Source organism: Komagataeibacter rhaeticus, from assembly GCF_011611525.1.
Taxonomy (GTDB): Bacteria; Pseudomonadota; Alphaproteobacteria; order Acetobacterales; family Acetobacteraceae; genus Komagataeibacter; species Komagataeibacter rhaeticus.
The window spans coordinates 929,233-952,814 of the sequence record NZ_CP050139.1; the positions used below are offsets into that span (position 1 = coordinate 929,233).

Sequence of the window (23,582 nt, forward strand, 5' to 3'; positions counted from 1 at the left end):
CATGACACCGCACGCAGTCCCGTCGCGCGACCCGCGCGGCGTGCTGGCCGATGTTTTCGGTTTTCCCGACTTTCGCGGCCTGCAGCAGCAGGCCGTGGATGAGGTCATGGCCGGGCGCGACTGCCTTGTGCTCATGCCCACGGGCGGCGGCAAGAGCGTGTGCTATCAGGTGCCCGCCCTGGCCCGGCCGGGCACCGGGCTTGTCATTTCGCCCCTGATCGCCCTGATGGATGACCAGGTGGCCGCCCTGCGCCAGCTGGGGGTCAATGCCGGCGCGTTGCATTCCGAACTGGAACCCGACGAGGCCGCCCGCGTGCGCGCCGACCTGGTGGCGGGACGGCTGGATATCCTTTATGTCTCGCCCGAGCGGCTGCTCTCTCCGGGCATGCTGGAGCGGCTGGGACGGCTGACGCTGTCCGTCATCGCGATTGACGAAGCCCACTGCATTTCCGCCTGGGGCCATGAATTCCGGCCCGAATACCGCGAACTTGCGGCGCTGCCGCAGCATTTCCCCCATGTGCCGCGCATTGCCCTGACCGCCACGGCGGACGCGCGTACCCGCAGTGACATCCTTGAAGCCCTGGCCATGCCCGACGCCACGGTGCTCAAGGCCAGTTTCCACCGCCCCAACCTTGATATCGCCGTCCGGCCCAAGACATCGGAACTGCGTCAGCTGACCGCCATACTGGACCGGCACCGGGGGGCGGCCTCCATCGTCTATTGCGGCAGCCGCAGCAAGACCGAGCGCGTGGCGCGTTCGCTGGTGGGCAAGGGGTATCCGGCGCTGCCCTTCCATGCCGGGCTTTCCCCTGTTGAAAAGCGTGCGGCGCTGATGCGCTTCCGTTCGGGAGAGCCGGTGGTGATCGTGGCCACCATCGCCTTTGGCATGGGGATTGACCGGCCCGATGTGCGCGCGGTGGTGCATCTGGACATGCCTTCCTCGCCCGAGGGGTATTACCAGCAGATCGGCCGCGCGGGCCGTGATGGCGAACAGGCCGAGACGGTGCTGCTGGATGGCGGCGATGACATGGCGCGCGCACGCTACTGGCTGGAACAGTCCAACGCGCCCGATGCCCAGAAACGCATCATGAGTGCGCGGCTGGAAGCCATGATCGCCCTGACCGAGACCACCGGCTGCCGTACCCAGTCCCTCCTGTCCTGTTTTGGTGAGGAACTGGACCATGCTTGCGGGCATTGCGACAACTGCCGCAATCCTGTCGCCACGTTTGATGGCACGGTGGCGGCGCAGAAGGTGCTGTCCGCCATCTACCGCACCGGCCAGCGTTTTGGCGCGGTGCATGTGGTGGGCGTGCTGCGGGGCAAGGGATCGGACATGGTCTCGCGCCACGGGCATGAGAAGCTGAGCGTGTTCGGCATCGGCCAGGACCGGCCGGAACCCTTCTGGCGTGGGGTGATCCGCCAGCTGATTGCCCGTGGCGCGATAAAGGTGACGGGTGAATACAACTCCCTGGCGCTGGAGGAAGGGCGCGCGCGCCCCATCCTGCGTGGCGAGGAGCCGATCATGCTGCGCGAGGACGCGACCGAGGACCTGAAGGCCGCCGCCCGCACGATGGGGAATGCCCGCCCGCAACGGCCCGATCTTGCGCCCGAGGCCGCCGCGCGGTACGAAGCCCTGCGGGCCTGGCGGCTGGGAGAGGCACGGGAACAGGAAATCCCGCCTTACGTTATCTTTCATGATGCCGTGCTGCATGACATTGCCATGGAGCGGCCATCCACGCTGGATGAGCTGGGTATGATCCGTGGGGTTGGTGGCTCCAAGCTGGCCCGTTATGGTGAAGCCGTGCTGGATGTGCTGGCGGAAGTGGGCGGCTAGTCCCGTCCGGCTGGCCGGCATGGGCCGCCCCTGTTTTATGCTGTAGTCGGGAACCCGTTGCGCATGCGTTGCCCCTTTTGTGGAAATGATGATACCCAGGTCAAGGACAGCCGCCCGCATGAAGATGGCGCCGCCATCCGGCGCCGGCGTATCTGCGGTGCGTGCGGGCAGCGCTTCACCACCATCGAGCGGGTGCAGCTGCGTGATCTTGTGGTCATCAAGGCCGACGGGCGCCGCGTGCCGTTCGAGCGCGAGAAGTTGGCGCGCTCGGTCCGCATCGCGCTGCGCAAGCGCCCGGTCGATGCCGAGCGGATCGAGCGGATCGTCAACGGGATTGTCCGCCGTCTCGAAGCCATGGGGGAGACGGATATCCCTTCACGCGATATCGGGCGGCTGGTCATGGAAACGCTGCGCGAGATTGATTCCGTGGCCTATATCCGCTTTGCCAGCGTGCACTGGGATTTCCGGGATACCAAGGATTTTGCCGATATCCTGGACACGATTTCCGCCTCCGTATCGGGGGAGGAGGGCAGCGACTTTGCCCCCGACGGTGCCAAGGACAAAGATTGAACTGGACCCCGCGGCCCAAAGAGGCGATGAAGCCCTGATTTCGCAGCATCGCCACAGCAGGAGTACCCCGCCATGACACAGACAGACGGTGACCGGCAGCCCAAGGTCCGTTCCCGCACCGCATCGCGCGTGGCGGCGGTGCAGGCCCTGTTCCAGATCGAGCAGGCTGGCGAAAGCCCCGAGCACGTCATAAATCAGTTCAACCGCCACCGGCTGGGCACATCCGTGGTGCAGGACGGCAGCTATGCCGAAGGGCAGGTGCCCGATGCCGATGCCCGCCTGTTTGGCATCGTGGTGCGTGGTGCCGTGGCGCGGCAGGAGCGCATAGACGGCCTGCTGCACGAGATCCTGCCGGCTTCGTGGCCGCTGGCCCGACTGGACCCGGTGCTGCGCGCGATCATGCATGCGGCGGGTGGCGAAATGACGGGGGCGGACCCCGTCCCCGCGCGTGTCATCATCAATGAATACATGGATATCGCCCACGGTTTTCTGGCGGGGGATGAGCCGCGCATGCTCAATGGCGTGCTTGATGCGCTGTCACGGCGCCTGCAGGAACCGGCGGCGCAGCCAGCCATGGACGTGACGCCCGATACCCCGGAATCCTGAAGCAGGATGGGCGGCCATGGCGTGCCGTGACCTGCCCGATACCGGGCTGCCAGCCGAATTCGGGTTCATAGCCCGTATTTTCCGCCCGCTTGCAGGCCATGGCGCGCTGGACCTGCGTGATGATGCCGCCGTGTTTACCCCGCCACCGGGCCGACAGATCGTGATCGCGGCCGACGCCATGGTGGAGAGCGTGCATTTCCTGCCCGATGACCCGGCGGAGACCGTTGGCCGCAAGCTGCTGCGCTGCAACCTGTCCGACCTTGCGGGCATGGATGCGACGCCGCTGGGCTACCTGCTGACGGTATCCATGCCCCCCGCGCGTGACGAGGCCTGGTTCGCGGGCTTTGCGACCGGGCTTGCGCGTGACCAGCAGGAATTCGGCATTACCCTGCTGGGGGGCGATACCACATCCACCACCGGCCCGCTGGTGCTCTCGCTGACCGTGCTGGGGCATGTCGCCCCCGGCATGGCACTGCGCCGGAATACGGCGCGCGTGGGGGACGGGCTATGGGTGACAGGCACCATTGGCGATGGCGCGATGGGCCTTCTGGCACGCCGGGGCGAGATAGCCGACAGGGATGGCTACCTGGCGGGTCGCTACCAGTTGCCACGCCCCCGTCTGGGGCTGGCGCTTGGTGCGGTTGCTTCCGCTGGCATGGATGTTTCCGACGGGCTGGTGCAGGACCTGGGGCACATGGCGCGCGAAAGTGGTGTGGGCGCGGTCATCCATGCGGCACAGGTGCCACTTTCCCCCGCCGTGCGTGCGCTCGGGCCGCAATGGCTGCCCACCTGCCTGGGTGGGGGGGATGACTATGAACTGCTGCTGGCGGTGCCGCCGGGGCATGAGGCGTTGCTGCGTGACCATGCGGCGCGGCAGGGGGTGTCCGTCACCCGCATCGGGCAGGTGGTGGCAAGGGCGGGCGTGCGCGTGCTTGACGCCAGCGGGGCAGAGATGGTGCTGGCCCGGCGCGGCTGGAGCCATGCCATGTAGGCGGCTAGGCGCGTTCAGTCCGCCAGCGGGCGGTCGTACACACGGTAGCGCTTGCACGGCCGGGGCGTGATGCGCTCGATCAGGCGGCGCATGGGCAGGTTGGTTTCCAGTACCCAGCCCAGTTCGATGGTGCGGTAGGGCAGGCTGCGGCCGCGCTTCATCAGTTCGGTAATGGCCAGGGCGGGCATGATGGCGCCCAGCGCCGTACCATCCAGCGTGGAACTGACCCCCAGCAGGATGACGCGGGCGGAATGGAATTCATGCCGCAGCAGCCGCTTGCCCAGCTTGAGCCAGCCCAGCGGCGAGGGGTCGCCGTTCAGGTCCCATGAGATATCGAATACATTGGGCACCACAAAGGCAACACAGACCGGCTTGCCGGCCTGTTCGATCAGCACGAAATGCTCCGGCCGCAGGATGGGCTTCATCTCCACGATCATGGACTGCACATCCTCGCGCGCCAGCGGGATCGAACCCCAGTTGTTGCGCCACGCATCGTTGTAAAGCGTGCGCAGGATCTCGCCATCCTCCTCGATCCGGTCCATGCGCAGGCCACGGGTGGTGACATTGCCCAGCCGTCCTTCCCCCAGGCGCAGGCTGGCGGGGACCAGATGCGCTTCCTCCGCATCGGGGCCGGTGCGCATCTGGTAGGCCACCAGGTCGCGTATCTTGACGCAGCCACAGGCCTCCATCATGCCCGGCAGCCATTGCGGGTGCCACGGCATGGCGACCATGGGCATGGCGTGATGGCCTTCGATCATCACGCCGAATTCGCCATTGCTGTCCAGCGTCTGCGGCCCGCGCATGAGTTTCATGCCATGCTGGCGCAGCCATGTGCCCGCTGCATCCAGCAGGGCGGAGACCACCTCCAGGTCGTCAATCGCGTCCAGTGCCCCGAAAAAGCCCACGGGTTCGCCATAATGCGCCATGGAGACCGGGTCGATCTGGGCCGAGATCCGGCCCACCGCGCGCCCGCCGCGCATGGCAAGGAAATACTGCGCCCGGCCCAGCCGGAAAAAGGCGTTCTTGCGCGGTGTCAGCAGGTCGCGCTGGGTCAGGTCCAGTGGCGGCACGTAACCGGGCAGGCCGGCGTACAGGCGGCGGGGCAACTGGATAAAGGTGGTCATCTGACGAAAGCCGGAAACGGGAATGATAGTAAGACGATCGGTTTCGTTCATGACCGGTTCGTTGCATCCTGAACATTACCGGCATGGGCCCTTGTTTCCATGGTGGAACCGCGCAGGCTATGCAGGCATGGGTTGAGAGAAGTGATTCGGTGGTCCGTCCTGTTGTTGTGCTCATTGCACAGATGGACCCTGAAAAGGAAGATGGACAATGACAGTAAGGACCGCTTCACGCATGGATGAAGGCAGATATGTGCTGATTACGGGTGCATCCAGCGGGATCGGGGCGGAACTGGCGTGGCTTTACGCCGCCCGCGGGCGGCCGCTGGTGCTGTGGGGGCGCAATGCCGGACGGCTGGAAAACGTGGCCGCCCGGGCGCGTGGCTGCGGGGTGGATGTGCGGACCCGCGTATTGGACGTGGCCGATGGCACGGCCGCCATCGCCGCCCTGCGAGAGGACGATGCCAGCCACCCGCTAGATATCGTCATCCTTGCCGCGGGGCTGGGCGACATGCGGCGCGGGGATGATGTGGTGGAACGGGCGGAGGACGTGCTCAGGCTGGGTCTGGTCAATTACGCAACACCTTCGGCCATGGCCGCCGCCGCCGCCGAATGCATGGTGCCGCGCGGGCGGGGGCATATCGTGCTGATCGGTTCGGTGGCGGCCTTCCATGCCCTGCCGTTCGCCGCTGCCTATTCCGGCTCCAAGGCGGGGCTGAAACGCTTTGCCGAGGCACAGCAGATGGCGCTGGCCCCGCTTGGCATCGGGGTGACCCTGGTCTCGCCGGGGTTTGTGGATACGCCCATGAGCCGCCGCGTGGTGGGGGCCAAGCCGTTCCTGCAGACTGCCCCCATGGCCGCGCGCCGGATTGCCCGCGCGGTGGACCGTGACCGGCCGCATCTGGTCTTTCCGTTCCTGTTTTCCGTGCTGCGGCTGGTCGATACCCTGGTGCCGTGGCCGCTCAAGCGGCGCATTCTGTCAGCAATCAAAGCCGACCAGACCGGCTGAGCGGCAGGAGGACTGCCATCCCATGGGCACGGCGTTCGTTGCGGATCTGGATGATTGTGGCCATTTCGTGACATTGATCAATGAAATTGGCCGGAGCATGGGCTTGTTTCCTGCACAGATATGTTAACAACCAGGCCTGCGATGCCTGATTTTTGTCCCCTGTTGCGCAAGATGTGATGGGAGGGGCATGATCGTAGACTGTTTTTATTGCAATTGCAGGCAAGGAGCATGCCGCATGGGCACGGAGCGTGACCGGACATGAAAGAGATCGTAGCAGTTGATATCGGCGGGACGCATGCCCGTTTCGCCATTGCCCAGGTGGACCAGGGCCGGGTTGTCACACTGGGGGAAGCCACGACCCTGAAATGTGCCGATCACGCCAGCCTTCAGCTGGCATGGGAAGCCTTTGCCAGCGTGATCGACCGCCCCCTGCCGCGTGCCGCGGGCATTGCGGTGGCCTGCCCCATCAAGGGCGATATCCTGAAGCTGACCAATAACCCGTGGGTGATCCAGCCCGCGTGGCTGCCGGTCAAGCTGGGGGTGGATGAACTGATCCTGGTCAATGATTTCGGGGCCGTGGCCCATGCGGTGGCGCAGGTGGGGGCGGACAGTCTCCAGCATATCTGCGGCCCGGACGTGCCGCTGCCCGAGGAGGGTGTGACAACCGTTGTCGGGCCGGGCACCGGGCTGGGGTCGGCCTATGTCGTGCGCCGCAAGAACGGCTATTTCGTGTGCGAGACCGAAGGCGGCCACATCGATTTTTCCCCGCTTGACCCGCTGGAGGACCGGATCCTGACCGTGCTGCGCCGGCGTTACCGCCGCGTATCGGTCGAACGCGTGGTATCCGGGCCGGGGCTGCTGAACCTGTATGAGGCGATTGCCGAAATGGGTGAGCTTTCGGTCAAGGCGCGCGATGACAAGGCATTGTGGACCATGGCGCTGGAAGGCTCGGACCCGGTGGCCGCCGCGGCACTGGAGCGTTTCTGCCTCAGCCTTGGCACGGTCGCGGGTGACCTGGCCCTGGCGCAGGGGGGCAGTGCCGTCGTGATCGCGGGCGGTCTGGGGCTGCGCCTGGCCAAGCATCTGCCCAGTTCCGGCTTTGCCGAGCGGTTCGTGGCCAAGGGCCGGTTTGAAGGCATGATGGCGGAAATGCCCGTCAAGCTGATCACCTACCCCCAGCCCGGACTGCTGGGTGCTGCCGCGGCCTTTGCCGAGGCTTATCGCTAAGAGCCTGTTTGAAATAATTTATTTTTTAAAAATAATAAAAGTTTTTGGGTGTCGCCTTTTTTCAGAAAGGCGACGTTCCTTGAAGCTTTAAAAAAAAGCTTCACCTGGAACTTTCCGGTGATTCTTGGATGTTTCCTGAATTGGCTGTTTCAGGCAGCGTTCAGGCATTCTGTCCGTATCCGTCCGGCGGTATTGTTGCCCGTGGGGCGGATACCGCCGCAGGCGTGGCGACAGGGCTTTCAGCCCTGCCACAGATGGCCGGGCATGGCATCGTACTGCCGGGTCAGGAATTCCAGCAGCACCGTGATCAGATGCGCCACGTCATGGGCATCATGCTGGGTATGGTATGCCAGTTCATGCATCGGCATATTGTTGATCATGGTGGCGATCAGGACCCGTTCGTAGCGGTTGCCAATGATTTCATGAATATATCTGTAGCGGTTGATCGACCCCATGCGTCCGTTAAGGGGGCGGCGGGACAGGCCGAGCGATGTCCGGTCCAGATGCGGGTCATCTTCCCCCATCACGCCAATACGGTAATCCGTGGCCCAGAAACGGGCCGCCGCAATATGCTGCGCATTGAGCGTGCCGATACGGTGCAGGACCTCGATGACCGTCGGCAGCGGCAGTTCGGTCGCGTGCGCCGTGTCGGGGGATGCGGGCGTGTGAACGGCAGGACTGTCAGCAGGCAAGGAGTTTGCTTTCATTTCGGCACATGGACCGTATCATCTTCGCGTTCCCCCGTGCGGGTCAATTGAAAGAGTGCCCGGCCGCGCACGCCTGCCATGAAAATATGCGCCTTCCGTATCGCTGCGGTCCATAAAAGAACGGCATCACCCGGGCCGGGGTGATGCCGTTGAGGTTCCGTGAGGAAGGTTGGGAAATCGACGGTTGGAAAGCTGTCGGGTAACCCACGGGTTGTGTTATTGATAATAATAATTATTATCATTTTCAAGGAAAAAATGATATCCACTTCAGTGACATGCGGTGGACCCGATCCTGAAAACGTGGTGCCATGGCCATAATGACAAAAGCAGGCAGGGAACAGCATGGCCATTACACCGCTTGAAGTTGCCGCACGGCGCGCCGGGGGGCGGCGTGGGGCGGACATCCTGCTGGAAATTCTGGAAAGTGAAGGGGTCCGCTACATCTTCGGCAATCCCGGCACGACGGAACTGCCGCTGATCGATGCCCTCCAGCGCCGGCCGGACCTGAAATATATCCTGGCCCTGCAGGAAGCGAGCGTGGTGGCCATGGCCGATGGCTATGCCCAGGCGGCGGGACGGCCCGGTTTCCTGAACCTGCATACGGCGGGCGGTCTGGGTCACGGCATGGGCAACCTGCTCAATGCCAGTGTTTCCCAGACGCCACTTGTCGTGACGGCGGGACAGCAGGATTCCCGGCACACGATTTCCGACCCGCTTCTGTTTGGTGATCTGGTCAGCATTGCCACCCCCGCCGTCAAATGGGCGCAGGAAGTGCTGCATGCCGATCAGTTGCCGGTGCTGGTGCGCCGTGCCTTCAACGATTCGATGGCCGCGCCGTCCGGCCCGGTCTTTCTCTCGCTGCCCATGGATGTGATGGAGGAAGCCAGTGATGTCGATATCGGGTTCCCGTCCGTCATCAACCGGGACTCGATAGCAGGCGGCCTGCCGGAACTGGCGCGGGCGCTGGCCACCATCACGCCGGGGCGGCTGGCCATCATTGCGGGCGATGAGGTGCATGGCGCGAACGCGGCGGCACAGGTCGCGGCGGTGGCCGAAGTGCTGGGGGCGCCGGTTTATGGCGCGTCATGGCCGTCGCGCATACCCTTTGCCACGTCGTGCCCGCTATGGGCGGGCAACATGCCCACGCGCGCAACCGACATCGCCCACCGGCTGGCGGATTATGATGCGATCTTTGCGCTGGGTGGCAAATCGCTGATCACCATCCTGTATTCCGAAGGTTCCCCCGTGCCGCCGGGATGCGCGGTCTATCAGGTCTCGGCCGATGCGCGTGATCTGGGCCGTACGTTCCAGACCCCGCTTTCGCTCGTGGGTAACATCCGTGCCTCGCTTGAGGCACTGCTGCCCCTGCTGGTGCAGGAAACCCGCCCCCGGCAGGCGGCCTTCACGGCGGCGCGTGACCGGGTTGTGGCCGCCCGCGCGGCGCGGCAGGAGCAGGCATGTGAACTGGTTGCCCGCCATCGCCATGATCCGGTCGTCGCACCCTGCGTCGCGGCCTATGAGGCGGTGCGGGCCATCGGCCCCGCTGTTGCGATTGTGGATGAGGCGATTGCCACATCCTCCTATACCCGCATGTTCCTCGATAGTGACTGGGCCGCGCAGTACTCCTTCCTGCGCGGGGGGGCGCTGGGCTGGGGCATGCCCGCCGCGGTCGGGGCATCGCTGGGGCTGGGGCGTGAGCCGGTGGTCTGCCTGGTGGGCGACGGTGCGGCGCTCTACTCCCCCCAGGCGCTGTGGACCGCCGCGCATGAGCAGTTGCCGGTGACTTTCGTGGTGATGAATAATCGCGAATATAATGTGCTCAAGGGCTTTATGCGCGGACAGACACATTATGTCTCGGCACGGGAAGGCAATTTCCTGGCCATGGACCTGCGTGACCCCCCCATCGACTATCAGGCCATGGCAATGTCCTATGGGCTGGATTCCCGCCTTGTGACACGGGCAGACGACATCGCCCCCGTCATCGAGGCCGCCATGGCTTCGGGCCGTCCCAATCTGGTGGAAATCGTGATCAGTACGGTTGTATGAAGCCGTTGCGCCCAGTCCTGACGGCTATCCGAAAAGCCAGTCGGGACGGTATCCCGAACGCATATGAAAGTTTTTGGTGAAGCGTTTTCCAGAAAGATTCGAGAGGCGTCGCCTTCTTGAAAAAAGGCGACATCCGGAAAAATTTTTCTGTTTTAAAGCAGTCTGTTAATGGATGGGGAAGGTGCAGCGGGCGGGCGCGGTTTCAACCCGTTCACCGCCCGGGTCCACACGCAGGGTCAGTCGCATCACGGCCGCGGCCAGATGCGCGCCGGTGGTGTGCATGGTGGTCTTGATATCCACACCATGGTTGTTGTCCAGTACCGCCACGTTACGGCCACGGGCAATGGTCGCTTCCGCCCGGACGGACCAGTAGGTCCCGTTGATGTCCGACAGGCGGGCCAGATTGTACACCGTTCCTTCGCCGCGCAGCCTGCTGTAACCGATTCCGACCGCGCCACCGCCACTGATCCTGACGGGATAGGAATGTCCGCCAAAATAAAGGCGCCCTTTCCCCCAGGAATATCCTCCCGCCAGCGCGACATCGCGCAGGCCGAAGCACAGCTTGGCGGTTGGCTGTCCCAGTGCGTCATCCGCTGCCCGTGCGGAGGGGGCGGCCAGTAGCCCAACGGCAAGAAGGAAAGGGGCGGAAAGGCGGACTGGGCGCACGGTGTGTTCCTGACAATATGCCGCGTATAAAGGCGCATATGTGAAATAAGGGGCAAGCCGGCACGCTTGACCGGCTGCGTCCTTTGTATTTCAGTCCATTACAATCAAAAGGCAACCCCCTGTCCGTCCGGTCGGGTACCCACGGACCGACAATGGGGTGGAAGGACCCTGGTCAATGCAGCCTTCTCCTGTTTCCATGGATTACGATCATCCGGCCTGTCGGGCCATCGGGCGCAAGATTCGGGCGCAGGCCCCCTTTGTTTATGGATTGACCAACTATGTCGCGGCAACCCTGAGCGCCAACGTGCTTCTGGCGGTGGGGGCCGCACCTGCCATCGGCGCGGCACCCGGCTGGGCCAGCGGTTTTGGCGCCCGGGCCGGTGCGGTGTGGATCAATGCGGCGGGGCTGATCAACGGCAGCATGGCGGCGATGCAGGTTGCCGTCGCGGCGGCCAACGCCAGTCAGGTGCCATGGGTGCTGGACCCCGTGGCCATGGGCGCGGGGGTTGCGGAATATGACGCCCTTGTCCGGCAGCTTGCTGGCAGTGGTCCTGCTGTCATCCGGGGGAATGCCAGTGAAATCATGGCGCTGGCAGGGGGCGCCAGTACGGCGCGCGGGGTGGAAACCACGGTCACGATCGCGCAGGCCGTGCCGCTGGGGCGGGTACTGGCGCGTGAGCGTAACGCGATCGTGGCCATAAGCGGGGAGAAAGACCATATCCTTGCCCCCGATGGCCAGATGGTTGTCGTGCCCGGGGGGCATCGCCTTCTGACCGCCGTTACGGGGGCCGGGTGCGCGCTGGGCGGGTTGATCGCGGCGGCCCTTGCCGTAACGCAGGCCGGGCCGGAGCGTCCTGTCGCGGTCGTGGCGGTCCATGCCCTGTATGCCCGCGCCGCCGAAATGGCGGCCCGCAACGCACAGGGCACGGCATCTTTCGCTATGGGGTTTGTCGATGCCCTGTCACGTCTGCAGCAGACGGCAGGGTGACTGGTCCGCTACGGGGCGGCCGTCTGAAAAATCCTGTCCGGAAAGGGGTCAGGAAACATCCGCCATAAGGGAAACATGGGCGGCGATGATCTTCCAGCCATCGGGCGTGCGGATCCATGTCTGGCTCTGCCGACCGATGCGCGTGCCGCCGTGACGGCGGAATTCCAGGTCAACCGTTCCCATATCGGTCCCGATGGTGGTGATATGGCGGCGCAGGACATCACGCGGCGGCGAACCGCCCGGACGGTTACGGCGGAAGGCGGCTATTTCGTCAAATCCGTACAGCATCTCTCCCACGCCATACCGCACGGTTTCCGGTCCCTGGTAAAACAGGGCATCAAGGACGGGTATGTCGTTGCTGCCCAGTGCGGTCTCATAACGGTCGGATACGGCGGCAAGCTCCGCCACGATGTCTGGACGATTGAGTTCTGGCGGCATGGTCGTTCCTACGGGAAGGCTAGGGTTATGCAGGTCTGGAGGATACCGTCGTGCGGGGGGCCTCATCCATCACATTTATAACCGCTTCATCCGAAATGGATACAACCTCGGAAGGCGGGCGATGTGCGGCCGCATCGGTCTTGCGGGCCAGATCGTTGGTGACGGCCTTCAGTTCGCCAACTTCGGCACGCACGTCATTCAGGATCTCGATCAGCGCCGCATGGTCTTCCGCCGCGCGCTGGTCCGTGCCGCGGCTCAGGACCGCATTGCCAACCATAAGGGCAGGCAGGGCCACAAGCTGGATGCAGTTGCTGATATAGAGCAGCGTATTCTGCCAGGCAGGGGCTGCCAGCGGGATGAGGGAAAAGACAAGAAAGGCGTAGACGCACCAGATGCTCCCGAAAATGATCGTCATGCGGACGGCTACATGATCATTGACCTGTTGGATCAGGGCGGATGGTTTGGGTGATCGGGACATGGGTTCCAGCCTGTTGCTATGTCTACATGGGGTTCCGCCTATATGTCTCAAAACATGTCGGCTTGCGTCCACCGGGAGTTAGATAGGATTTATGCCGGGAAAGGGGAAAATGGCGTCTCCATTCACGGAATCCGGCACGCCATCGGTTCTGGCCGATATTGCGGTGAAGGCTGCCATGGTCCCGGAAGGGCGGTAGAGCAGGGTTTTTCAGGCTTCTGGATCATGGCGCGTGAAATTTTTTTCCAATGATGTGCATTTTCTGATTGACGGTTTTGGGGGTGGGACCTATATCCGCACTCACCGGCGGCGCTGAGGGAAACTTCTTGAGGTTGCTGGTGAGATTTGCTAGGTTATTCGGCCCGATTGGGCTTTGGTCTTTGACAAGAGAATAGAGAGAGTATCTGGAAGGGATATGCTGGCGGCGCGGCTCCTTCTTCCATCCTTACAATATGGGAAGAATTTCAAGATCTAACAGGCCCTAATAGTTCAGAATGGAAATATGGAGCAGGAAACCTTGGTCTAGAAATAATTGCAAATAGACTAAATAAATCATTTACTATTATTGATGCGGTTATGCGTATACAAAATGGAATAGGCAAAAATGAAGGGCCGCTTAACTGCGATATTATTGGTGGACTTACGTTATCATCGATTGGCGAGATTGATATTTCTGGGTCGGAAATATGTGGAGGTTACATTTCTACCCTCGATTTATCAGGAAAGAAAATAGAAGGCCTCCATTTATCGGGATGCGAAATCAGATAATTAAATATATTTAACTCCAATACAATTGATACAATTATTTCCGATTCAATTATTGAGACTTTAGATGGAGTCTCGGGAAGCGAAGTTCCTGATTGGGTTAAGAATTGTGAAATTGGAGAAAAATCGAACTTGGATACTGTGTCTCGTATTCGGAAAACACCTCTTAAGCCTTCAGAAATAATACTAGTCACTATTTTGAGAAAAACCTTCTTTCAGCCTGGTAGCGGTCGAAAAGAGGAAGCATTACTACGTGGCCTTGGAGAATATGGAGATGCAAAGCTTCAAGGGAAGGTGTTACGCACTCTTGTCTCTTCAGGATTTTTGCAAGAAGCTAATGGCAGGTCCGGAAGACTCTACATCCCAGAAAGATCAAAAACATCTCGTGCTAGTAAAATCATGTCGCAGCTGCAGCAAAGCGATGACCCTATTTGGTTGGAAGTCACGCAATTTTAGAAATTGGTTGTAGTTGATCCGATCGAGGACTGCAGCTACCTAATGATGTTCATGCGAGAGCAGATGTTCCGTTCTCCCTCCCCAATTGCCGACATTTTTCTGCCGGGAAAGGAGGAGAGCGTGCTGGCTCGGGTGCGGCCAGCAGAGTCAGAGGGGTGCCCGGATTTTCGTGACGGGTTGAGAGGATGGGAGAGAGTCTCCTGTCCGCCCGTCATGGAGTTTTTCGCCATGGCGACCGCTATTCCCAAAATCACCCTGAGTTCGTCCCGCGATATCCCGTTCAACCGGCTGGTGCTGTCCCAGTCCAACGTGCGGCGCGTGAAGTCCGGCCTGTCGATTGAGGAACTCGCTCGTGACATTGAACGCCGCGGACTGCTGCAGAGCCTGAATGTCCGTCCCGTCCTTGACGGCGAAGGGACCGAGACCGGTACCTATGAAGTTCCGGCCGGTGGGCGTCGCTTCCGTGCCCTAGAACTATTGGTGAAGCAGAAGAAGCTGGCGAAGATCGCCCCGGTGCCCTGCGTCGTGCGCGAGGCCGGATCGGCCATTCTTGCCGAGGATGATTCTCTGGCCGAAAACCTCCAGCGCGTGGCCCTGCACCCGCTGGACCAGTTTCGCGCCTTCCGTGACATACTGGAAAAAGGCATGTCCGAAGAGGAAATCGCCGCAGCGTTCTTCGTCGCTTCAGCCGTGGTGAAACAGCGCCTGCGGCTGATGACCGTTTCCGACAAGCTGCTGGATATCTATGAGCAGGACGGCATGCGGCTGGAATCGCTGATGGCCTTTTCCATCAGCGATGACCATGCCCGCCAGGAACAGGTCTGGGACATCGTGTCCCAGAGCCATAACCGCGAACCCTATGTCATCCGCCGCATGCTGACGGAAAAGACCGTGCGCGCTTCAGACGCCCGTGCCCGCTTCGTGGGGCTGAAGGCCTATGTTGCAGCAGGTGGTCACATCATGCGTGACCTGTTCAAGGCCGATGATGGAGGATGGCTGCAGGATCCCGCCATTCTGGATCGGCTGGTCATGGAGAAGTTGACGGCCGCCGCCGAGGATATCCGCGCCGAGGGCTGGAAATGGGTTGAGGCGGCCCTGTCTTTCTCATGGGGGCATACCCGGCAGTTCGCGGAAATCGACGGCACGGATCCACGACATGAAGCTATTGAGAGGATTATTCCAGCGCCTACTGCTGCGGATCACCAACGCGGTAGACCATTACATCGACTACGCCTCGCCAGGACATGATTGACGGCCTTTGCACCAGGCGCCGCCGACGATCGGCTAACCGTCTGCTTGAAATTGAGCATGAACTCGGCAGCGAAGCAGAATTCATTTCTCCCTTTCTGCATGACTGTCCGGTAGCATGATGCACGCCTGAAGCAGAAAGAGAGGGCGTCAGGACGATTTTGTTTTTGAAATGGATGACTGCAGGCGCTCATACGCCCGGCCTGTCGCATGTCATGGGAGACAAGAACGATGGCGGTTCCCCGCGTCTGTAAGGCCTGAAGGACACGCTCGATCCGGCCGGTTGAGGTCTCATCCAGCGCGGAACAGGGTTCGTCGAGCAACAGCACCCCGGGATGCAGTAAAATCGCCCGGAGCAGCGCCAGTCGCTGGCGTTCCCCCGTTGACAGGCGCGAAAGCGGTGTATGAGAAGATAGTGCCCCGCAAGCCCAAAAAACATCATGAGGCCTCGCACTTCATCGCTGTCCGCCATATGATCGGACCACCATCCAGGTTCGGCCGGGACATATTGCACCAGTCGACGTCATGCCTCCACGGGCATCCCGGAACAGCCGCACCGTCAATCAGGCAGCCTGTCAGCAAACGGGTCCAGTCGACTGGGGCGTTCGGGAACCTGGATACGCGACTCAATACTCTCTGCCCGGAGATATTTCCGGATCGTATTGCGTGACAGTCCCGTCCGGCGTTCGATCTCGCGGATCGGAAGATGATCCCGGCAGTGCTACCGACGGATTACACTCAGAAGCTCCATGTCGATCACTCATCAAACCCCCAGCAGATGCTGCCGGGGAGTGTGAAGGCATGGGTCAGTTCTCGATGAGAATTTCCATACTACCCGGGTCAGTGCTCAGTGAAAATTAACAGTCGGGGCCATAGCGTGTCATGGTTCCTCGGCTGTCTTGCGCTCCTCTATGGCTTGGTCGAGAAGATCGAACGCTCGAACTCTTTTCTCCGCAGAGCTGGCAATCAAGAACGAGAAAAGAGCGAAGCTGGTGGCAATTATAATCATCGCCCAGATAGGTGAAGGCCATTTCTCAAGTATTTGTTCTTTCATATTCGATTGCCATGCGGTGATAGCCGCGCCGACAGCCAGCCATGCCAGACCCGCTTTGGCGGGATTCCCACCGAGCAGGGTAGCCCGACCGGTCAGACCCTCGAACTTCCTGGCGTAGGTGCGGCGTGCGGTTTGCAGATCAGCCAGCGTGCTGCGTTTGAGACGCTCGATATATGTGCGATCAGCATCCAATTCTTTCTGTGCGTAAAGCAGCGGCCATTCGTGTACATCTCGAAAAAAACCTACAACATCCTTCAGGGCCAGGAGAGAAATAACGACGAGCAATGGAATTATAGAAATTTCTGCACCTAAAACAATAAAGAGAATGATGGAATATGTGGCACTCTCTTTTTTGATAAATGACAATAATAAAATTGAAAATAATATTATGGATATTAAACCAATCGGGATGAATATACATAAAAAATTAGCGATCTGTTTCTCCCGTTTTGATCTCCGGTCAGGCGCAGTTTCCCTGACAATCTCGCTAATGATGATAGGTAACGGTTCGGCAAGAAAGCTTTCCTCGGCTAATGTCTGCCGCGTTTTTCTTGAAACGATATGTAGGAGAGAGTGAAGCATAGAAACCACCTGTTCCTTCTTTTGCCATAGGGGCACAGGCATCTTGATATGGTTATGTGGCTTGTTGGTGACGTCTCCCGGCCTCAACTGGCCGGAATCGGGCTCTCGTTCGTAGGGGCGCGAGTCTGGCGCTTCGCGCGCGGCTCGCGGTCAATGCATTCCAACCCTGCCGACCTGACCTGGTTCGGACATTATCCATGACATAAAGGGGAAAAACTGGCAGCTCACCACGGGATTTCGCGCCACTTTCGACCCGTTGTTCCGCGATGAACTGACTTATGTGGATCAGGGATATACGGGTCCAAAACCAGACGAGGCGGCCCGCACGCATGGTATCGCGCCTGGAGTCTGAAGTCGTCAGGTTGCCCGAAGCCAGGCGAGGCGCATCATTGGCCGCCAGGTCGGGCGTTTCCAACCTGAACTTCTCAGAGTGGGTTAAGGGACGTTCAGAATGCTCCAAATGCATTGATAGTCAGGTTCCATTCCTCCTGTCGTAACCTGTGGACAACACGGGACAAGTTCCATTCTGTCTGTCCTCGTTGGTTATCAACATCGTGGCCCTTGCAATCGCCGCAGCCGTCACAAAACCGTATGGGCGCCCATTCTGGACATGGCCGTCCGCCCGCATACATCCTGAAACCCATCGCCGGTCTACGGCCCCATCCGGGAAATGAATGTAAAAGTGATAGGGCATTATAAAGATAATTCCTATCCAGCTGCCGTTCGTGTGACAATCATTGTTATATGAGCATCATTGTGGATCGACGGATCGGGGAAATGCAGCACCGTCATGGGCAATCCTGGTTGCCGGAGGAAGATGAGGCGTTGGAAGCGGCGCTTCGAAGCGGCGTTTCAGTCGATCAACTGGCGGACCATCATAAACGCAGCGTTGGTGCCATCCGCAGCCGGCTCAAGCGCCTGGGTCTGATAGAAACGGGGCCATCCACACCATCTGCTTCTGATTCTGCTGCCATCCATGCGGAGAAAGAGCCATTGGAAACGCGGCTCTCGGCAGGCATAGATCAACTTGTCGCAACCCTGCTCAATCTGAAGGAGCAGGCTGAGCTGGCGCCACCCGGGCGGCGCGCCATTGCTACAGTGGCGCGGGCCTATGATTATCTCAACGTCCTTTTGCGTGAGACCGTGGCGATGTCGCCCCTTTCAACCAGGGAGGCTCCATCGGATGATCCACTGCCAGACCGGTTCCGGGCGGCTCTGGCCAACTCGGTAGAAAGCTGCGTGTCCGACCCGATGGATCAGATCATCGCCCTTCGGCTACTGGGACTGGTAGGAGATGGCGAGTATGTGACCCTCGCTCAACTCAGCCATGAGTTGGGCCGGAGTCATGAGCGGATTCGACAGCGGCGCAACAGGGCTTTTAGAACGATTAACGCCGCCCTTCCACGGAGGAAGGGGAGCAGGGACCGGCTTCGCATTGTGCTGGCTGAACTGTCACCGAAAGCGGACTGGAGCAATCCGGCTGTGGCGGCCCGCGGCATTGTCAAAATCGTCAACGATAATGTCGTGGCGGCACAGCAGCTCACGCTGATGCTGATGATCGCTTCCGGCGCCCCTGGTCAGACGCCCGCCCTGCGCCATGCGGCCGGGCAGGCTGCCATGGAAGCCTGCCGGGATCCGGAACTGCTCGGGCATTGGAAGCTCGACCGATGGGCAGATGTGGCCTTGAAGGCCATCATGCATGGTCAGTTCGCCTATTTTAATACACCTCCCCAAGACATGATCGGGCGGAAACGTTCCCCTGTTGAAGGAAGCCGGGGAGCCGCAATTCCCCTGCGCAGCGACAAGTTGGGGCGAATGGTGATGTGTGAATCAGGCATGGAAGTAAAAGTTTTTACCTGGCTTGAACGGTCGGAAGAGGTATCCTGGTATCAGGAGCAACCAGTCGCCTTTCCTTATACGATGGAAGGGCAGGAGAAACTCTATTATCCCGATGCCGTGGTCCGGGACCGGGAGGGCAGGATTCTGGTGATTGAGGTGAAGCCGATCTTCAACATGTTCCGCCAACAGACCGTGGAAAAAGGCCTGGCGGCGATCAAGCATCTTCAGCCACGTGGCATAGGTTATCTTCTTGTCGATTCTTCCGGGCGTACCCTGTCCGACCTTGCGGGCCATCCTTATGATAGGGCAGTCGCGGAAAAGCTGGAGGCATTGTTCTCGCAGGGGGCTGTACCCTTCCGGGTCGCCAGAGACATTCTATCGAAGCCATCGGGCCAGTTTGATTTCGCTGCCTTTATCTCAGAGCCTGAATCAGAAAGCGGTTTGATTGATTTTTCGCAGAACTCTGCGGAACCATACTCTTCTGCCATCTGTGCAAACATCTCGCGCGCCAGGGAGGGAAGGATATCCTCGGACGCAATCTGCCTGAGGAACGGCTCAACGCGGGAGAGACCAAGGGGAGCAGTCAATCCGAATTCGGCAGCATATCCCCGGATGGAGTTGGCCAGCTGCGTACGTCTGCCAACGAGCCGCTCCCGCATGCCGACAAGCATGAGGGCTGCCTGCTGCTCAACCGTCTTGACTGGCACAAAACGCATGGTTGGACGGCTCATCGCCTCACAGAGGGCCTCGGCATCTGCCGCATCATTCTTGCTGCGCCTGACGTAAGGTTTGACAAGCTGTGGCGCCATCAGCCTCACTTCGTGGCCGAGCGCGCCAAGGGTTCTGGCCCAGTGATGGGAGGCCCCACAGGCTTCAATGCCAATCACTGTCGGCGGCAGTTTCTCGAAAAACCGGATCATCTGATGTCGGCTCAGTTTCCGGCTTAGTGCAACCCGCTCTTCGGCATCCACGCCGTGGAGCTGAAACACTTTTTTCGAGGTATCCATGCCGATACGGACCAACTGATGCATGATGGTTTCCTTCACTGACATTCAACTCCTCAGCATCCTCTCAGGACCACAGGGAGCCGTCCACACCATCAGTTCTCAGTGAAAATCAACAGCCACCACAGCAACCGCACTTGCTGAGGCCCGAGAACAGGTAACGGGGGCGGCGTTTCTCGCGGAAGTGGTCGGGCGATGACGTGTCGCGTGTGTCCCGGCTGGCGCTGACGCTTGCCGGTGTCGGGATCCTTGATGAAGCGCTGGCGGTTCCACACCAGCCTGCCCACGTACATCTCGTTGTTGAGAATACCGGTGCCGCGTAGCCGGTTGCCGTTGATGGTCGAGAAGCCCCACGCACCACTGCCCGGTGCCGGGATACCTTCGTCATTGAGGCGGAAGGCGATCGCGCGTGGTCCCAGTCCGGCTGCGAAGTCGCGGAAGATGCGACGGACCACGTCGGCTTCCGCTGGATTGATGGTGCGGTCGCCCCGGATCGGCTCGCCGTTGGCGTCGAGCTTGCGCACCACGTCATAGCCGTAGGCATTGCCGCCGCCGGACTTGCCCTGTTCGACCCGGCCTCGCAGGCCGCGATGCGTCTTCTCGGCCAGGTCTTTCAGAAACAGGGCGTTCATCGTGCCCTTGAGGCCGACATGCAGATGCGACACCTCGCCCTCGGAGAGAGTGACGATCCGCACGCCAGCATAGTTCATGCGCTTGAAGACGCCGGCGATGTCCTCCTGGTCTCGGGACAAACGGTCCATCGCTTCGGCCAGCACGATCTGGAACCGTCCGCGCTGTGCATCCGCGATCAGCGCCTGGATGCCGGGCCGCATCAGGGAGGCACCCGAGATGGCGTGGTCGGTATACTCCTCGACGATGCTCCAGCCCTGCTTCTCCGCGTGGGTGCGGCAGACCCGAAGCTGGTCGGCGATCGAGGCGTCGCGCTGGTTGTCGGAGGAATAGCGGGCGTAGAGCGCGACCTTCATGACGGGGTATCCCTTACGGTCCGGAGCGGCGGCGCTGCTCCTGTTGCTGCGACCGGAACCAGTCCCGTGCCGCACGACGGGCCATGAGGCGGACCAGCGCCACAAGACGCGGGTCGGGGGCATTGGGGCGCAGGACGAGCCGCAACTCGGGCTCGGGCGGCCGATACGCCGTGGCAATGGACTGGCTGGGTCTGTCCGTCATCGTCGCTCTCTTCCGACCGTAAGGCAAGGAAAACAGACACACGATCCGGACAGATGACTGTTATTTCAATGGAAAACGGTAATACGAGAAGGCGTGCATGCGCGTGCTCCAGAGTGCGGAATCGTAGTTATGGGTAGTCCCGGATAGTGGCGCGTCGTACAAATACTGGCTTACGGCGGCATCACGGAAGGGGAGGGCGAGTCATGAACGATACGGGAGTGCCGTTCTTCCGGCAGGTCGGATGAGCGGGCGCGCCATCGACTCTTCGCCCACGGAAGCGCTGGCTGGCCTCGTGGAGCGGGTGACGTTCCACAACGCCGAGAACGGCTTCTGCGTCCTGCGGGTGAAGGTGCGGGGGCAGCGCGATCTGGTCACTGTTGTCGGCCATGCCGCCATGATCTCGGCAGGCGAGTTCGTGCAGATGTCGGGGCGCTGGTTCAATGATCACACCCACGGGTTGCAGTTCAAGGCGGAGTTTCTCAAAGCCAGTCCGCCGACCACGGTTGAGGGGATCGAGCGCTATCTTGGCTCCGGCATGATCCGGGGCATCGGTCCGGTCTACGCGAAGAAGCTGGTGAAAGCGTTCGGCGAGGCGGTGTTCGACCTGATCGAGCAGGAACCTGGACGTCTGCGGGAGGTGACGGGCATCGGCCCCAAGCGGGCCGAACGGATTGTCGGTGGCTGGGCGGACCAGAAGGTGATCCGCGAGATCATGCTGTTTCTGCACAGCAACGGCGTCGGCACCTCGCGGGCGGTAAGGATCTTCAAGACCTACGGGCAGGACGCGGTCCAACTGATCAGCGAGAACCCCTACCGGCTCGCGAAGGACATCCGGGGGATCGGCTTCAAGACCGCCGACCAGATTGCCCGGAAGATGGGGATTGCGGCCGACGCCATGATCCGGGTGCGGGCCGGGATCTCCTACGCGCTTGGCGAGGCCATGGATGAGGGGCATTGTGGCCTGCCGGTCCGGGAGTTGCTGACCAGCACCGCCGAACTGCTGGAGGTCGCGGCACCCCTGATCGAGACGGCTCTCACGTTGGAGCTGGAGGCGGGCGACGTTATTGCCGACAGCGTGGGCGAGACGGGATGCATCTTCCTGGCGGGTCTCTATCGCGCGGAGCAGAGCATCGCCGAGCGATTGCGTGCCTGTGTCGTCGGCCGTCCGCCCTGGCCCGAGATCGACGCTGGAAAGGCCATGACCTGGGTGGAACGGAAGACCGGGCTTGCGCTCGCGCCCAGCCAGCAGGAGGCGGTGCGCCTTGCCCTGAACAGCAAGGTGCTGGTGATCACGGGTGGTCCTGGCGTGGGCAAGACCACGCTGGTCAACGCCATCCTGAAGATCGTGACCGCCAAGGGCACGGACGTGCAGCTCTGCGCCCCGACCGGTCGGGCGGCGAAGCGCCTGTCGGAAAGCACCGGACTGGAAGGCAAGACCATCCATCGACTGCTGGAGACGGATCCGGCCAGTGGCACCTTCAAGCGGGATGATACCAACCCGCTGACCTGCGATCTGCTGGTCGTGGACGAGGCCAGCATGGTCGATGTGCTGCTGATGCGATCCCTGCTGCGCGCCTTGCCTGACAACGCCGCGTTGCTGATCGTCGGCGATGTGGACCAGTTGCCGTCGGTCGGGCCGGGGCAGGTGCTGGCCGACATCATCGGCTCCAACGCCGTGCCTGTGGTGCGGCTGACCGAGGTGTTCCGTCAGGCGGCACAGAGCCGGATCATCACCAATGCGCATCGGATCAACGAGAGCAGGATGCCCGAACTGAGCGCGGAAGAGGGATCGGATTTCTACTTCGTGGAGGCGGCCGAGCCCGAGGTCGGGCTGCGCAAGTTGCTGGCCGTGGTGAGGGATCGCATCCCGGCGCGGTTCGGGCTGGACCCTGTTCGCGACGTGCAGGTGCTTTGCCCGATGAACCGGGGTGGCCTTGGGGCGCGGTCGCTGAATATCGAATTGCAGCAGGCGCTGAACCCGCCGGACGAGGTGAAGGTCGAGCGGTTCGGCTGGACCTATGGTCCGGGCGACAAGGTGATGCAGATCGCCAACGATTATGACCGGGATGTCTTCAATGGAGACCTCGGCGTTATCGGCAGGATCGATGTGGAAGAGGGCGAACTGACGGTCTCATTCGATGGACGGGATGTCGTTTATGGCTTCGGCGAGTTGGACGAACTGGTGCTGGCCTACGCCACCACCATCCACAAGAGCCAGGGCTCGGAATACCCGGCGGTGGTGATTCCGCTGGTGACGCAGCATTACGCCATGCTGGCGCGGAACCTGCTCTACACCGGCGTCACACGGGGGCGGAAGCTCGTCGTGCTCGTGGGCCAGAAGAAGGCGCTTGCTATCGCCGTGCGCAATCAGGGTGGCAGGCGACGGTGGTCGAAGCTCAGGGAGTGGCTTGCGGGTAGTTTTGCATGACGGAGCGATGCCTCCATGTCGGCTTCCGCCTCATGTCGGACATAAAAGTGGGTTGGCTCGCCTTTCGCATAACGGACATAGTCCGCGCAGTCCCCCGCTATCACTTGGAGCCGAGAGTGGGGTGATCGTTATGGGAAATAACCAGCAAGAATACAGGCGCTTAGGTTGGCCGTAGCAAGACACGCCCGAAGCCACTGGGCAGGGAGTATAAATCATTTGGATCGGGCAACGATGCTTTCGGTTTTCGGCCTTGACACGATGATGTTCGGTGCGGGCGGCAATCCAGATTTTCTGGACAGCGTCAAGATTCATGAAGGCAATTCCGAACCCAACCAGAAGG

21 protein-coding genes and 4 pseudogenes are annotated in these 23,582 nt (G+C 61.2%); 11 read left to right on the forward strand and 14 right to left on the reverse strand.

The window, feature by feature from the left end; genetic code table 11:
• The first annotated feature begins 1 nt into the window (after position 1).
• The 4 genes from recQ (at position 2) to thiL (ending at position 4,001) form a co-directional block, all read left to right on the forward strand.
• On the forward strand, positions 2-1,834 hold the full coding sequence (recQ, locus tag GWK63_RS04310; protein ID WP_039999403.1) for a DNA helicase RecQ: 1,833 nt from the start codon (positions 2-4) through the stop codon (positions 1,832-1,834).
• Between the two features lie 63 nt (positions 1,835-1,897).
• Positions 1,898-2,404, forward strand: a complete 507-nt coding sequence (nrdR, locus tag GWK63_RS04315; protein WP_034931674.1) for a transcriptional regulator NrdR — start codon at positions 1,898-1,900, stop codon at positions 2,402-2,404.
• A 72-nt stretch (positions 2,405-2,476) separates the two neighbouring features.
• Positions 2,477-3,010 (forward strand): transcription antitermination factor NusB, encoded by a 534-nt coding sequence (gene nusB / locus GWK63_RS04320; RefSeq protein WP_007399348.1) that lies wholly within the window; start codon positions 2,477-2,479, stop codon positions 3,008-3,010.
• A 16-nt stretch (positions 3,011-3,026) separates the two neighbouring features.
• Positions 3,027-4,001, forward strand: a complete 975-nt coding sequence (thiL, locus tag GWK63_RS04325; protein WP_007399349.1) for a thiamine-phosphate kinase — start codon at positions 3,027-3,029, stop codon at positions 3,999-4,001.
• A gap of 14 nt (positions 4,002-4,015) precedes the next feature.
• On the opposite strand, the gene GWK63_RS04330 is transcribed toward thiL, so the two are convergent.
• Positions 4,016-5,176, reverse strand: a complete 1,161-nt coding sequence (locus GWK63_RS04330) for a hypothetical protein (protein WP_007399350.1) — start codon at positions 5,174-5,176, stop codon at positions 4,016-4,018.
• Between the two features lie 157 nt (positions 5,177-5,333).
• On the opposite strand from GWK63_RS04330, the gene GWK63_RS04335 reads away from it, so the two are divergent.
• Complete coding sequence (locus GWK63_RS04335) at positions 5,334-6,131, forward strand: SDR family NAD(P)-dependent oxidoreductase (protein WP_039999406.1); 798 nt, start codon at positions 5,334-5,336, stop codon at positions 6,129-6,131.
• A gap of 258 nt (positions 6,132-6,389) precedes the next feature.
• The gene (gene glk, locus GWK63_RS04340) at positions 6,390-7,358 is read left to right on the forward strand and encodes a glucokinase (protein WP_007399354.1); all 969 of its coding nucleotides are present in this window, start codon (positions 6,390-6,392) and stop codon (positions 7,356-7,358) included.
• 239 nt (positions 7,359-7,597) lie between these two features.
• On the opposite strand, the gene GWK63_RS04345 is transcribed toward glk, so the two are convergent.
• Positions 7,598-8,050 (reverse strand): hypothetical protein, encoded by a 453-nt coding sequence (locus tag GWK63_RS04345; RefSeq protein WP_034931616.1) that lies wholly within the window; start codon positions 8,048-8,050, stop codon positions 7,598-7,600.
• Positions 8,051-8,061: 11 nt separating this feature from the next.
• The gene (locus GWK63_RS04350; protein WP_007399356.1) at positions 8,062-8,409 is read right to left on the reverse strand and encodes a hypothetical protein; all 348 of its coding nucleotides are present in this window, start codon (positions 8,407-8,409) and stop codon (positions 8,062-8,064) included.
• On the opposite strand from GWK63_RS04350, the gene GWK63_RS04355 reads away from it, so the two are divergent.
• Positions 8,408-10,111 carry a thiamine pyrophosphate-binding protein gene (locus tag GWK63_RS04355; RefSeq protein WP_007399357.1) on the forward strand — a complete coding sequence of 568 codons (1,704 nt, stop codon included), beginning with the start codon at positions 8,408-8,410 and terminating at the stop codon, positions 10,109-10,111. The genes GWK63_RS04350 and GWK63_RS04355 overlap by 2 nt on opposite strands.
• Positions 10,112-10,276: 165 nt before the next feature.
• On the opposite strand, the gene GWK63_RS04360 is transcribed toward GWK63_RS04355, so the two are convergent.
• Entirely contained in the window at positions 10,277-10,777 is a 501-nt protein-coding gene (locus GWK63_RS04360; RefSeq protein WP_007399358.1) for a hypothetical protein, read from the reverse strand.
• A 175-nt stretch (positions 10,778-10,952) separates the two neighbouring features.
• On the opposite strand from GWK63_RS04360, the gene GWK63_RS04365 reads away from it, so the two are divergent.
• Positions 10,953-11,765: a hydroxyethylthiazole kinase gene (locus GWK63_RS04365; RefSeq protein WP_007399359.1), complete on the forward strand. Its 813-nt coding sequence runs from the start codon at positions 10,953-10,955 to the stop codon at positions 11,763-11,765.
• 48 nt (positions 11,766-11,813) lie between these two features.
• Here GWK63_RS04365 and hpxZ read toward each other — a convergent pair whose 3' ends face one another.
• Complete coding sequence (gene hpxZ / locus GWK63_RS04370; RefSeq protein WP_007399360.1) at positions 11,814-12,203, reverse strand: oxalurate catabolism protein HpxZ; 390 nt, start codon at positions 12,201-12,203, stop codon at positions 11,814-11,816.
• Positions 12,204-12,228: 25 nt separating this feature from the next.
• A complete protein-coding gene (locus GWK63_RS04375; protein ID WP_007399361.1) occupies positions 12,229-12,681 on the reverse strand; it encodes a hypothetical protein in 453 nt (150 codons plus the stop codon).
• A gap of 894 nt (positions 12,682-13,575) precedes the next feature.
• On the opposite strand from GWK63_RS04375, the gene GWK63_RS04380 reads away from it, so the two are divergent.
• Both GWK63_RS04380 and GWK63_RS04385 read left to right on the forward strand, forming a co-directional pair.
• Positions 13,576-13,899: a hypothetical protein gene (locus tag GWK63_RS04380; protein ID WP_139064305.1), complete on the forward strand. Its 324-nt coding sequence runs from the start codon at positions 13,576-13,578 to the stop codon at positions 13,897-13,899.
• Positions 13,900-14,127: 228 nt separating this feature from the next.
• A pseudogene (locus GWK63_RS04385) lies at positions 14,128-15,048 on the forward strand (ParB/RepB/Spo0J family partition protein); the annotation flags it as partial.
• 50 nt (positions 15,049-15,098) lie between these two features.
• On the opposite strand, the gene GWK63_RS04390 reads toward GWK63_RS04385, so the two are convergent.
• The 8 genes and pseudogenes from GWK63_RS04390 to GWK63_RS04425 all read right to left on the reverse strand — a co-directional run bounded on the left by GWK63_RS04390 (position 15,099) and on the right by GWK63_RS04425 (position 20,814).
• Complete coding sequence (locus GWK63_RS04390; RefSeq protein WP_223846693.1) at positions 15,099-15,536, reverse strand: ATP-binding cassette domain-containing protein; 438 nt, start codon at positions 15,534-15,536, stop codon at positions 15,099-15,101.
• Between the two features lie 179 nt (positions 15,537-15,715).
• Positions 15,716-15,847 (reverse strand): annotated as a pseudogene (locus GWK63_RS04395) (IS21 family transposase); the annotation flags it as partial.
• A gap of 180 nt (positions 15,848-16,027) precedes the next feature.
• Positions 16,028-16,825 carry a hypothetical protein gene (locus tag GWK63_RS04400; protein WP_039999474.1) on the reverse strand — a complete coding sequence of 266 codons (798 nt, stop codon included), beginning with the start codon at positions 16,823-16,825 and terminating at the stop codon, positions 16,028-16,030.
• Positions 16,826-18,235: 1,410 nt separating this feature from the next.
• Complete coding sequence (locus tag GWK63_RS17450) at positions 18,236-18,484, reverse strand: hypothetical protein (RefSeq protein ID WP_166498130.1); 249 nt, start codon at positions 18,482-18,484, stop codon at positions 18,236-18,238.
• Positions 18,485-18,613: 129 nt separating this feature from the next.
• Positions 18,614-18,916 (reverse strand): hypothetical protein, encoded by a 303-nt coding sequence (locus GWK63_RS17455; protein WP_166498131.1) that lies wholly within the window; start codon positions 18,914-18,916, stop codon positions 18,614-18,616.
• A 167-nt stretch (positions 18,917-19,083) separates the two neighbouring features.
• Positions 19,084-19,653: pseudogene (locus GWK63_RS04415) on the reverse strand (IS110 family RNA-guided transposase); the annotation flags it as partial.
• A gap of 91 nt (positions 19,654-19,744) precedes the next feature.
• Positions 19,745-20,612, reverse strand: a pseudogene (locus GWK63_RS04420) (recombinase family protein); the annotation flags it as partial.
• A gap of 13 nt (positions 20,613-20,625) precedes the next feature.
• Positions 20,626-20,814: a hypothetical protein gene (locus GWK63_RS04425; RefSeq protein WP_070325067.1), complete on the reverse strand. Its 189-nt coding sequence runs from the start codon at positions 20,812-20,814 to the stop codon at positions 20,626-20,628.
• A 241-nt stretch (positions 20,815-21,055) separates the two neighbouring features.
• Between GWK63_RS04425 and recD2 the strand changes: the two genes are divergently transcribed.
• A complete protein-coding gene (gene recD2 / locus GWK63_RS04430; RefSeq protein WP_110581322.1) occupies positions 21,056-23,242 on the forward strand; it encodes an SF1B family DNA helicase RecD2 in 2,187 nt (728 codons plus the stop codon).
• The last annotated feature ends 340 nt before the right edge of the window (positions 23,243-23,582 follow it).

Excerpts from the sequence above, each read along its gene's own strand:
- hpxZ (WP_007399360.1), bottom strand. The coding sequence starts at position 12,203 with ATGCCGCCAGAACTCAATCGTCCAGACATCGTGGCGGAGCTTGCCGCC.
- recD2 (WP_110581322.1), top strand. The coding sequence starts at position 21,056 with ATGAGCGGGCGCGCCATCGACTCTTCGCCCACGGAAGCGCTGGCTGGC.
- GWK63_RS04335 (WP_039999406.1), top strand. The coding sequence starts at position 5,334 with ATGACAGTAAGGACCGCTTCACGCATGGATGAAGGCAGATATGTGCTG.
- GWK63_RS04330 (WP_007399350.1), bottom strand. The coding sequence starts at position 5,176 with ATGAACGAAACCGATCGTCTTACTATCATTCCCGTTTCCGGCTTTCGT.
- nusB (WP_007399348.1), top strand. The coding sequence starts at position 2,477 with ATGACACAGACAGACGGTGACCGGCAGCCCAAGGTCCGTTCCCGCACC.
- thiL (WP_007399349.1), top strand. The coding sequence starts at position 3,027 with ATGGCGTGCCGTGACCTGCCCGATACCGGGCTGCCAGCCGAATTCGGG.
- GWK63_RS04425 (WP_070325067.1), bottom strand. The coding sequence starts at position 20,814 with ATGACGGACAGACCCAGCCAGTCCATTGCCACGGCGTATCGGCCGCCC.
- GWK63_RS04400 (WP_039999474.1), bottom strand. The coding sequence starts at position 16,825 with ATGCCTGTGCCCCTATGGCAAAAGAAGGAACAGGTGGTTTCTATGCTT.
- GWK63_RS04375 (WP_007399361.1), bottom strand. The coding sequence starts at position 12,681 with ATGTCCCGATCACCCAAACCATCCGCCCTGATCCAACAGGTCAATGAT.
- nrdR (WP_034931674.1), top strand. The coding sequence starts at position 1,898 with ATGCGTTGCCCCTTTTGTGGAAATGATGATACCCAGGTCAAGGACAGC.
- glk (WP_007399354.1), top strand. The coding sequence starts at position 6,390 with ATGAAAGAGATCGTAGCAGTTGATATCGGCGGGACGCATGCCCGTTTC.
- GWK63_RS04355 (WP_007399357.1), top strand. The coding sequence starts at position 8,408 with ATGGCCATTACACCGCTTGAAGTTGCCGCACGGCGCGCCGGGGGGCGG.
- GWK63_RS04365 (WP_007399359.1), top strand. The coding sequence starts at position 10,953 with ATGCAGCCTTCTCCTGTTTCCATGGATTACGATCATCCGGCCTGTCGG.
- recQ (WP_039999403.1), top strand. The coding sequence starts at position 2 with ATGACACCGCACGCAGTCCCGTCGCGCGACCCGCGCGGCGTGCTGGCC.
- GWK63_RS04350 (WP_007399356.1), bottom strand. The coding sequence starts at position 8,409 with ATGCTGTTCCCTGCCTGCTTTTGTCATTATGGCCATGGCACCACGTTT.
- GWK63_RS17455 (WP_166498131.1), bottom strand. The coding sequence starts at position 18,916 with ATGGCCCGCAAGGTCGGACAGGGTACGCCCGGAAGAATCGACAAGAAG.
- GWK63_RS17450 (WP_166498130.1), bottom strand. The coding sequence starts at position 18,484 with ATGCATGATGGCCTTCAAGGCCACATCTGCCCATCGGTCGAGCTTCCA.